Consider the following 11,153-nt stretch of genomic DNA (forward strand, 5'->3'; position numbering starts at 1 on the left):
AGTGTTCTAAATGAGAAACTTAAAGGGACAGGAATTATTAAGAAATCCATTTTTAAATAAAGGAACAGCATTTACTGAAGAAGAGAGAAAAAAATATGATCTTGTAGGTCTGTTGCCTAATGCAGTAAGAACTATTGAGGAACAAGAAAAAGTAATTTATGAAAGAACTAAATCATTTGAAGATAACCTTGAAAAGCATCTTTTTTTGATGAATTTATATGATACAAATCGTACATTATTTTATTATGTTTTAGGTAAACATGTTACAGAATTACTTCCTGTAATCTATACTCCAACAATAGGAGATGCAGTTATAAATTACTCAAGAAAATATGATACTCCAAAAGATGCAGTATTCCTTTCAGTAGATAATATTGGAGATATAAGAAAAGCAATAGAAGCTTCATTAGGTGATCTTGATGAAATAAAGCTTATAGTTGTAACTGATGGAGAAGGAGTACTTGGAATAGGAGACTGGGGAGTACAAGGTGTTGACATTTCTATTGGAAAACTTGCTGTTTATACCGTTGCAGCGGGAATTAATCCAAAGAATGTGCTTCCAGTTGTAATAGATGCAGGAACTAATAATGAAAAACTTTTAAATGATCCATTATACTTAGGAAATAAGCATAAAAGAATTGTTGGTGAAAAATATGATGATTTTATAGAAGAGTTTGTTAAAGTTTCTATGGAATTATTCCCAGAAGTACTTCTTCATTGGGAGGACTTTGGACGAGGGAATGCAAGTAGAATTCTTGAGAAATATAGAGATAAAATATGTACATTTAATGATGACATCCAAGGAACAGGAGTAATGATGGTTTCTGCATTAAATGCAGTAGCTAAAGTTACAAACATTCCAGTAAAGGAACATAGAGTTTTAGTATTTGGTGGTGGTACTGCTGGTATTGGGGTATCAGATCAGATTTTATTAGAAAAAGTAAGAAGTGGACTTAGTGAAGAAGAAGCTAAAAAACATTTCTATATTGTAGATAGATATGGGCTTGTCACAGAGGATATGGAAGGGCTGACTGAAGGTCAAAAGAAATATGCTCGTGGAAAAGACGAATTTAAAGCTCCACTAACAGATTTAGCACAAATCGTAGAAGAAGTAAAGCCTACAGTTCTTATAGGAACTTCTGGAGTTCCGGGAGCGTTCACAGAAGCAGTGGTTAAGAATATGGCTAAGGTAAATGATAGACCTGCAATTATGCCGATATCAAATCCAACAAAGCTTTGTGAAGCAAAAGCAGAAGATATAATAAAATGGAGTGATGGTAGAGCGCTAGTTGTTACAGGAAGTCCATCTGACCCAGTTGAATATAAAGGAGTGACATATAAGATAGGTCAAGCGAATAATGCATTGCTTTACCCAGGATTAGGTTTTGGAATAATTGTTGCAAAGGCAAAGACAGTTACAGATAGCATGTTATCAGCTGCCGCGCATGGAATTGCATCACTTCAGGATCTATCTAAGCCTGGAGCAGCTATGCTTCCACCAGTAGCAAGACTTAGAGAAGCATCAAAACTTGTAGCAACAGCGGTTGTAAAGCAGGCAATAAAAGATGGTGTAAATAGAGCAGCTGTTACAGAAGAAAAGGCCATGGAAGCGATTGAAAGAGATATATGGGAACCAAAATATATGGATTATAGTGAAAACTAGATTAAAGATCTGTAAAAAGAAATATATAATTTAAGAGAAAAGTAGACTAGAAACAAGTGACAAGTTATGAGTGACAGGTTTAAGGGAGAAAATCCTATTAACTTGCCACTTTTAATTTATCACTAAAATTAATATAATATATGAAACAAAAATCACTGAGTATAACGATTATTGGCATATGTTTTATAAGTATTTGCTTCCTTTAAAAATATAGTGTATTCTTATTCCAAAGGAGTCGTTTAATTATGAATCTTAAAGATATGGAGTATTTTTATTATTTATGCAAGCTTAAGAGTTTTACAAAAACAGCAGAAAAGCTTTATGTTTCTCAACCTTCAATAACGATGGCGCTAAAGAGGATTGAAAAAGAATTAAATACAAAGCTTGTTATAAGAAATCATTCTGAAAAGCAGATTGAATTAACAGAAGCTGGAATGATATTAAAAAAACATACTCAAAATATTATTGAGGAAATTAAGGAGATAAAATTAGAGATATCTAAAGTAAGTGGTGGGAATATAAAATTAGGAGTACCACCCATGATAGGCGCATATTTTTTTCCGACAATTATGGAAGAATTGGTTAAACAAGGGTATGCAAGAAATATTGAACTTGTTGAGAAGGGTTCTGTAACCATGAAAGAATTGTTATTAACTAATGAAGTTGATATGTCTCTTATAGGTTCATTGTCTCCATTGAAGGAAGAAAATTTAGAAGCTAAGATTCTAAAAGTAGATGAATTTAAAGTTTGTATGAGTCAAAGTCATGTACTTGCTAAAAAAATAAAAATAGATTTTAAAGATCTTTTAAATGAGCAATTCATAGTTCTAGGAAATTCATATATACATAATGAAGTACTTGAAAAACTTTGCACTGAAAACAATATGTCTATGAAAAATTTTTACTATACAGAAGAAATACAAACAGCAAAATCTCTTATTGCTTCTGGACTTGGAATTGGAATAATGATTGATATGGCAGTCAATAATATAAAAACAATAAAAACAGTACCACTTTTGAAGCCAATAAAATTTTATATTTCATTTGCATCAAAGAAAGATAGATATCTTACTTTTAATGAGGAAAAAATAAAAGAGATAATTCTAAATAATTCTAATAAGACGGAGTATATATTTAATGAGTAAGTTTAAGAAAATTTATATAGAAATAACTAATGTATGCAATTTAAGCTGCAATTTTTGCCCAAAAACATCTAGAGAATTAAAGTTTATGGATGAAAATAATTTTGAGTATATTATAAAAAGCATAAGGCCTTATACAGATTATGTTTATTTTCATTTGATGGGGGAACCATTTATAAATAAGAAGCTAGAACAATTTTTGAATATAAGTAAAGAAAATGAGTTAAAGGTCAATATAACTACTAATGGTACATTAATAAAGGATGTAAAGGATGTATTGTTAAATTCTCCAGCACTCAGACAGGTCAATATTTCCTTACATAGTTTTGAAGCTAATGAAGATAACATGAATTTTAATAAATATATAGAGAATATACTTGATTTCGTAAAAGAAGCTACAGAAAAAACTGATGTGATTTGTTCTCTCAGGTTATGGAACTTAGATACAAAATATGTAGCAAGTAATAATATGAATATAGATATTTTCAAATTGCTTGAAAATGAATTTAAGCTCGAGGAAGACTTAAGAAGCAGCTTGAAGGAAAAAAATAGCTTTAAGTTAAGAAAAAATCTATATCTTAGTATGGGAGAAAAGTTTAACTGGCCATCGCTTAAAATTGAAGAATTAGGTGAAAGAGCTTTTTGTTATGGACTTAGAGATCACATTGGAATATTGGTAGATGGAACTGTTGTGCCTTGTTGTCTAGACGGAGAAGGAAGTATAGCTTTGGGTAATATTTTTGAAGATACACTAGAAGAAATTTTAAATTCAAAGAGAGCTAAGGATATATATGAAGGATTTTCTAGAAGACAAGCAGTAGAAGAGTTATGCAAAAGATGCGGTTTTATAAATAGAGTAAGATAAAAATGGAGGTGGGTATAGTGGAGGTAGCAATAAAATCAGTAGGTTCCTTTTTATTACTGTATTTTTCGTATTATTTTTTGTTACGATTTATTCAATCGGTTTTTCAAGGTTTTATTGGAATTATTAGCACTAAATTGGCTAAGTTCTTATATGCAATGAGTACACCCGCCCATGAGTTAGCGCATTTAATTGTTGCTATATTATGCCTTGCTAAAATAGAACAGGTTCAGCTTTTTCCGAGGGAAAACAGACCTGGTTTTGTAAGGTCAAGAGTTAAGAGCAGCTTTCCATTTTTAATAAGTATTAAGGAATTTTTAATAGCTATAGCACCAGTGATTATAAATGTACCAATATTTATATTCATAGAAAGTAAATTTGTTTTAAAGGGTGGAGTTTCGGAATTACATAAGATATTAGATCCAAGAATAATGCTTACTAAGGAAGGAATTATAACCATGATATTATTCTTAATATTAATAAGTGGAATTGCTCCAAGCAGTGAAGACTTTAAAGGAATGATAAAAGGTCTTATAATTTTATGCTTTATTATTTTTGGGTTTACTTATTTAAGTGCAACTTTTTTTAATATGAGGTCGGTTGATTTTAGTTTGATTTCAATTGTTATATTATATTATCTTGAGATTATAATTGCAGTACTATTTATAAATTGTATTCTAAATTATAGAAAATGTTTAAGAATAACATATATGGTAATAATAAATGCGTTAAAACACACGCTTAAATACAATTAAATTCCAAAAGGAATACACAAATATTTTGAATGTTTGTCAATGTAAAGATTTATTTCATAAATGTAAAATTATTGTATAAATCTTGGAAAAGTGGCTATACTCCTTGATAAGGAGTGATTAATATGATAAATAAATCAATAACTAAAAAGAAATTATTCATAGGCATATTAATAACATTGGTACTTATATTTTCTGTAACTTATTATTTATCTAATAAGTATTTGAGTAATAAAACCCCTAAAGATAATTCTGTTGTAGCGAGTGAAGTAAATAAAAATGGTGAATTAAATGATAATACTAAAATTTATTTATTCTCAGGACAAATGAAAGAGAAGGAATTAACTTTAGCGGAATTAAAAAAAGAGTTAAATTTAGATGAAAGTTTAACAACAGCTGAATTGTCAAAAGAATTAAAAGATAAAGGGTATGCTTTAGAAATAGAACCAGATGGTCAGATGACATATAGAAAAGATGATTCGAAGGCTCTTAAACCTAATAAATATTATATTGGAGAGAAAGATGGATTTTTTGCTATATATAAAACAGATGAGAATGGTACTCTGTTAATAGAAAATAGTAACGATGTATATTCTAATAGCAAGAAAGTAGATACTTTAAGCGATATAGATAAAAATAAAATTAAAAATTTTGAACTTGAGTATAATTCAAAAGAAGATGCGGAAGAAAATTTGTCTGAATACCTATCATAAAGGAACAAATATATAATATGAAATAGATTTATAAATAGAAATCCATGTTTTTGATATATTAAGTCATTGTCTTTAATGTTTAAAAATAGCAAGTGATTAGTTGAAAGAAGAAAGGTCCATGGACTTTTCAAATAAATCAAGTTTTGGGTTGAGTATATATAGTTATAGTGAATAAATTTAAGATAAGGGTATGGGAGTAATGAATGCTTCCATACCCTTATTAGTGTATAAATAAAGAATTTTTAAATATTAAGAGTTAAAAAATATATGTACGAAAATATATCTAATAATAAATACATTGTTGAAAGATTTCGATTAAAATGATAAAGTATAAGTTAGGTTTTAACAATAATATAGGAATTTAGATTAAGATATAGTTAAAATAATTAATAAGAAAGTATGATAATTTATTTTGTATCATATGTTTAAGGCATAATCAAAAAATAACAAGTCCATCTGCCAAGCCTATTTTGCATTATACTTCATCAGTAGATTGCACTAATAGGCTCGCTATGAGCCAAATCTGTTTCTTCGCCTAATGTAAAATAATCATGGCATTTTGGACTCGTTATTTTCTTTCATATGCCTAAAATATTTTTGTTTTATAGGCGGTAAAATGAAAATAAGCAAATTTTGATTTACATATCTGGAGGAAAATATATGTACGAATACATTAAGGGGAAATATATAGGGATAAATAAAGACTATATAATAGTAGAGAATAATGGAATTGGATATAAGATTTTTACATCAGGTGCTACTATGTCCTCCATGCCGAAATCCGGAGAGGAAATTATGATTTACCTTGAACAAATAGTAAGGGAAGATTTCTTGGGACTATATGGATTTGATTCTAAGGAAGAATTAGAAATGTTTAAGTTACTTTTAACAGTTAATGGAGTGGGACCTAAAGCAGCATTATCGTTATTATCTATAAGCAGAGTAAATAATTTAAAGTATGCAATTATGACAGGTGATGAGAAACATATTTGCAGAGGAATTGGTATAGGTAAGAAAACAGCAGCTAGAATTATTTTAGAACTAAAAGATAAGCTAAAACCAGATGAATTATTAGATAATACTTTGGATTCAGGTAATAAGGAAAATGAAAATATCATGTTTGCATCAGAAGCATTAAGTGCTTTGCTTGCATTAGGTTATAGTGAGAAAGAAGCAGAAGCGGCACTTAAAAAAGTTGATAAAAATGATAGCGTGGAAAATATAATCAAGAATGCATTAAAAGCATTAATGGGATAATTAATTTAGTTTACAGTTCACAATTTACAGCTGTAGAGGAAATCCTTACAGGATTTCTTGGAAGTTTAATATATAGAAGTATTTTAAATTAATATTATTGTTAGTTTGTAGTTGCAATTCACGAGGAAACGGGGGAGGTTTTTATGGAAAGAATAGTTAATCCAGCTGAAATGAATGAAGATTCAAATTCAGAGCTTAGTTTAAGGCCTCAAAAGATAAATGAGTATATAGGACAAGATAAAGTAAAAGAACGATTAGATATATTCATTAAAGCAGCAAAACAAAGAAAAGAGGCTCTGGATCATGCACTTTTATATGGACCGCCAGGTCTTGGTAAAACTACTTTAGCTAATATTATTGCCAAGGAAATGGGAGGTGATTTGAAAGTAACCTCAGGCCCTGCTATAGAAAGAGCTGGGGATCTAGCTGCAATACTTACAACGTTAAAGGATTATGATGTTTTATTTATAGATGAAATTCATAGGTTAAATAGAACAGTAGAAGAAATATTGTATCCTGCAATGGAGGATTATGCATTAGATATAGTCATAGGTAAGGGAGCTGCTGCAAAATCAATAAGAATAGATCTTCCAAGATTTACGCTTATAGGAGCAACAACAAGGATAGGGATGCTTACCTCTCCACTTAGAGATAGATTTGGAGTGCTTTGTGCTATGGAATATTATACAGATGAGCAGCTTAAGGAGATAGTAACAAGAAGTGCTGCTGTATTTGGCTGTGCAATTACAGAAGAAGGATCACTTGAAATAGCGAGAAGGTCTAGAGGAACACCTAGAATTGCTAATAGGCTATTAAAAAGAGTCAGAGATTATTCAGAGGTAAAATCAAACAAATTAATATCGCTTAAAGAAGCGAGAGAAGCTCTGGAATTGTTAGAAGTAGATAATAAAGGTTTTGATAGGGTTGATAATAAGATATTAGAAGCTATAATTGATAATTTTAACGGTGGACCCGTTGGAATTGAAACATTATCATATTTTATTGGAGAAGAACTTGGAACTATTGAAGACGTATATGAACCTTATTTATTGCAGCAGGGATTTATTATAAGAACGCCAAGAGGCAGAATAGCAAGTGAAAAGGCATATAAACACCTTGGAAGAGAAAATAAATCAAAGAATAGGGATAATAAAATGCAGGGAAGTTTTTTTGAAGCTAATTAATATTTTTAATGTTTTACATAATAAATAGCTAATATGATAAACTGCCAAAAATTTTTTGATTTTGGCGAGCTTTTTAAGTTAGGAGAAGATAAACAAATGGACGTAAAAGATTTTGATTTTTATTTACCAGAGGAGTTAATAGCGCAACATCCTTTGAAGCAGAGAGATTCCTCAAGACTCATGGTTTTGAATAAGAAAACTGGAGAAATTAAGCATAAGAGGTTTCATGATATTATAGAGTATTTAAATAAAGGGGATACTTTAGTATTAAATAATACTAGAGTAATGCCGGCTAGATTGATTGGTGAGAAAGAAGGCACTGGTGGAAAAATAGAGTTCCTTTTGCTTAAGAGAATTGAAAAGGATAGATGGGAGTGCTTAGCAAAACCAGGAAAGTCGGCAAGGGTAGGAAGAAAGTTTACTTTTGGTGAAGGAAAGTTAAAAGCTGAGGTAGTAGAAGTTAAAGAAGATGGAAATAGAATAGTAGAATTTTCTTATGAAGGAATTTTTGAAGAAGTACTGGATTCATTAGGTGAGATGCCATTACCTCCATATATTCATGAGAGATTAGAAGATAAAGAAAGATATCAAACAGTATATTCAAAGGAAAATGGTTCTGCTGCAGCACCAACAGCAGGTCTTCATTTTACTAATGACCTATTAGAAGAAATAAAAGAAAAAGGTGTCAATATAGTATATTTGACTTTACATGTTGGACTTGGAACTTTTAGACCGGTAAAAGTTGAAAATATAGAGGAACATGAGATGCATTCCGAATTTTATATGTTATCAAAAGAGAGTGCAGATATAATAAATGAAACTAAAAAAAGAGGGAATTCCGTTATTTCAGTTGGAACAACATCCACAAGAACCTTAGAAACTATTGGTGACGAAAATGGATTTGTCAAAGAGCAGAGCGGATGGACTAACATTTTTATATATCCAGGATATAAATTTAAGATAGTGGATAAATTAATAACAAATTTCCATTTGCCAGAATCAACATTGATAATGCTTGTATCAACTTTAGCTGGTCAAGATAATGTTATGAATGCATATAAAGAAGCAGTAAATGAAAAATACAGATTTTTCTCATTTGGAGATGCAATGTTTATAAGTTAACTGTAAATTGAGAACTGTTAACTAATTCAATTACGCTGATGAGGTGACATTAATCAAGCGTTTTATTAAAAATAAAATAATTTAAGAGGTGACGCTTGTGAGTAAAAGATATACGTTATTAAAAAAAGATGGAAAAGCAAGAAGAGGACAATTTGAAACACCCCATGGAACAATACAAACTCCAGTATTTATGAATGTTGGAACGCTGGCAGCGATAAAAGGTGCAGTGTCTAGTATGGATTTAAAGGAAATTGAATGTCAAGTTGAACTTTCTAATACATATCATCTTCACTTAAGACCAACTGATAAAGTTGTTAAAAAACTTGGAGGATTACATGAATTTATGAATTGGGACAGACCAATACTTACAGATTCAGGTGGATTTCAAGTATTTTCACTTGCAAAAATGAGAAAGATAAAAGAGGAAGGTGTGTATTTTAATTCTCATATTGATGGAAAAAAAATATTTATGGGACCAGAAGAATCAATGCAGATTCAAAGCAATTTGGCATCTACAATTGCCATGGCATTTGATGAATGTGTTGAAAACCCTGCACCAAGAGAATACGTTGAAAGATCTGTGGAAAGAACTACAAGATGGCTTAAAAGATGTAAAGTTGAAATGGATAGATTAAATTCTCTTCCAGATACTATTAATAAGGAACAAATGTTATTTGGAATCAATCAGGGCGGAGTATATGAAGATATAAGAATAGAACATGCTAAAGAAATAGCAAAGATGGACTTGGATGGGTATGCTATAGGCGGTCTTGCAGTTGGTGAAACTCATGAAGAAATGTATAGAGTTATAGATGCAGTAGTTCCACATTTGCCAGAAGATAAGCCAATATATTTAATGGGTGTTGGAACGCCAGCTAATATATTGGAAGCAGTTGAAAGGGGAGTAGACTTTTTTGACTGTGTACTTCCAGCTAGAAATGGAAGACATGGCAATGTGTTTTGTGGAGAAGGCAAGCTGAATTTAATGAATGCAAAATTTGAACTTGATAAAAGACCTATAGATAAAGGCTGCCAGTGCCCAGCATGTAAGAATTATACAAGGGCTTATATTAGACATTTATTTAAGGCAAAGGAAATGTTAGCCATGAGACTTTGCGTATTGCATAATTTGTATTTCTATAATAAGTTAATGGCGGATATAAGAGATGCTATTGATGGCGGATATTTTAAAAGTTTCAAAGAAGAGAAACTTAAAGCTTGGGAAGGTAACAAATAGTTTAAAAGGTAAGGTTTATATAGAGTTAGGAAATGTAATACAATTGACACTTTTATTTGTTATGATAAGTAAGAAAGAAATAAAAATAGGTTTATATTGACATCTAACTTAAAGAATTGTAAACTACTTATCAGGAATAGAAAAATATTAAGATTTTAGTTATGGAGGAAAATTATGAATGGTATAGCAAGTTTGCTTTATAGTATATGGCCAATGCTACTTGTATTTGTTATATTTTACTTTTTACTTATAATACCAGAAAAGAAAAGAAAAAAGAAATACAAAGGTATGATTGATGAGTTAAAGGTAAATGATGAAGTTGCAACTAGAGGTGGAATTATAGGAAAAATCACTCATATTGATGAGAAAACTGTTACGATTGAAACTAGTTCGGCTAAAACAAGAATTAAATTTGAAAAGAGTGGAATATCTCATAAAGTAACGGCAGAATAATCATAATACCCTTTAATGTTTCATAAAATGAAGTGTTGGGGGGTGTTATTTTAATGGAAAATAATAAATACTTAAAATCTGTGGTAAAGGGAACTATAGGAACTTTAATTTGCAGCTTTATAGGTATCGCATTTTTATCAATATTGATGACTAAATTAGTATTTAGTAAAGGTATTTTTAACATGATTTATGTAATAATATCTTTATGTAGCATATGTTTAGGTGCGATAATAGGAGCTAAGAAAAATGAATCGAAAGGATGGCTTGTTGGTTTTGGAGTTGCACTTGGATATTATTTAGTATTATTTATATTATCTAGCTGCTTTAGTGGCGAACTAGCCTTTAAACTTTTTGATTTTGTTAAATTAATTATAGCTTTAGCTATAGGTACTCTTGCCGGAATGCTTGGGATAAATTTATAAGATACTTTGATTTTTTAATTTACTTTTGATTAAAAGAAGTTATACATATGTAAAGGAATTTTGGTGAAATTTAAGGTAATTTGGTACTTATAGCAACAGCTTAATAAAAAACTTTATTAAGAAATTATTGTGTGCTATAATGAACATTGTGCAACATATGAATTATAATGATATTTAAAATTAAGAATATATAAATTCTTTATATGAAGATTATATTTTCTTAATTTTAAATGTTTTGGTATTTTACATAATATATAAAATATTTGATAAAATAATAATCAAGATTTTACCAGACAAATGTAAGAAATACTAATTAGGAAAGACATAATTACGTAGAGGGGGATTA

The 11,153-nt window shown here is 29.9% G+C and carries 11 protein-coding genes; all 11 read left to right on the forward strand.

What is annotated here, in order from left to right; genetic code table 11:
• Positions 1 to 10: 10 nt before the first annotated feature.
• The 11 genes from CDLVIII_RS13375 (at position 11) to CDLVIII_RS13425 (ending at position 10,807) form a co-directional block, all read left to right on the forward strand.
• Positions 11 to 1,663 (forward strand): NAD-dependent malic enzyme, encoded by a 1,653-nt coding sequence (locus CDLVIII_RS13375; RefSeq protein ID WP_009169969.1) that lies wholly within the window; start codon positions 11 to 13, stop codon positions 1,661 to 1,663.
• Positions 1,664 to 1,908: 245 nt separating this feature from the next.
• A complete protein-coding gene (locus CDLVIII_RS13380) occupies positions 1,909 to 2,808 on the forward strand; it encodes a LysR family transcriptional regulator (protein WP_009169970.1) in 900 nt (299 codons plus the stop codon).
• Complete coding sequence (locus tag CDLVIII_RS13385) at positions 2,801 to 3,670, forward strand: radical SAM protein (RefSeq protein ID WP_009169971.1); 870 nt, start codon at positions 2,801 to 2,803, stop codon at positions 3,668 to 3,670. Before CDLVIII_RS13380 ends, CDLVIII_RS13385 begins: the two co-directional genes overlap by 8 nt.
• Positions 3,671 to 3,687: 17 nt before the next feature.
• Positions 3,688 to 4,422, forward strand: coding sequence for a hypothetical protein (locus CDLVIII_RS13390; RefSeq protein ID WP_009169972.1), 735 nt, complete (start codon positions 3,688 to 3,690; stop codon positions 4,420 to 4,422).
• 122 nt (positions 4,423 to 4,544) lie between these two features.
• The gene (locus CDLVIII_RS13395; protein WP_009169973.1) at positions 4,545 to 5,132 is read left to right on the forward strand and encodes a hypothetical protein; all 588 of its coding nucleotides are present in this window, start codon (positions 4,545 to 4,547) and stop codon (positions 5,130 to 5,132) included.
• A 660-nt stretch (positions 5,133 to 5,792) separates the two neighbouring features.
• Positions 5,793 to 6,389 (forward strand): Holliday junction branch migration protein RuvA, encoded by a 597-nt coding sequence (gene ruvA, locus CDLVIII_RS13400; protein ID WP_009169974.1) that lies wholly within the window; start codon positions 5,793 to 5,795, stop codon positions 6,387 to 6,389.
• Positions 6,390 to 6,532: 143 nt separating this feature from the next.
• The gene (ruvB, locus tag CDLVIII_RS13405; RefSeq protein ID WP_009169975.1) at positions 6,533 to 7,573 is read left to right on the forward strand and encodes a Holliday junction branch migration DNA helicase RuvB; all 1,041 of its coding nucleotides are present in this window, start codon (positions 6,533 to 6,535) and stop codon (positions 7,571 to 7,573) included.
• A gap of 96 nt (positions 7,574 to 7,669) precedes the next feature.
• Positions 7,670 to 8,695 carry a tRNA preQ1(34) S-adenosylmethionine ribosyltransferase-isomerase QueA gene (gene queA / locus CDLVIII_RS13410; protein WP_009169976.1) on the forward strand — a complete coding sequence of 342 codons (1,026 nt, stop codon included), beginning with the start codon at positions 7,670 to 7,672 and terminating at the stop codon, positions 8,693 to 8,695.
• A 97-nt stretch (positions 8,696 to 8,792) separates the two neighbouring features.
• Positions 8,793 to 9,932 carry a tRNA guanosine(34) transglycosylase Tgt gene (tgt, locus tag CDLVIII_RS13415; RefSeq protein ID WP_009169977.1) on the forward strand — a complete coding sequence of 380 codons (1,140 nt, stop codon included), beginning with the start codon at positions 8,793 to 8,795 and terminating at the stop codon, positions 9,930 to 9,932.
• Positions 9,933 to 10,106: 174 nt separating this feature from the next.
• Positions 10,107 to 10,385 (forward strand): preprotein translocase subunit YajC, encoded by a 279-nt coding sequence (gene yajC / locus CDLVIII_RS13420; RefSeq protein WP_009169979.1) that lies wholly within the window; start codon positions 10,107 to 10,109, stop codon positions 10,383 to 10,385.
• 53 nt (positions 10,386 to 10,438) lie between these two features.
• Positions 10,439 to 10,807, forward strand: coding sequence for a TIGR04086 family membrane protein (locus CDLVIII_RS13425; protein ID WP_009169980.1), 369 nt, complete (start codon positions 10,439 to 10,441; stop codon positions 10,805 to 10,807).
• The last annotated feature ends 346 nt before the right edge of the window (positions 10,808 to 11,153 follow it).

Source organism: Clostridium sp. DL-VIII (assembly GCF_000230835.1).
Lineage (GTDB): Bacteria > Bacillota > Clostridia > Clostridiales > Clostridiaceae > Clostridium.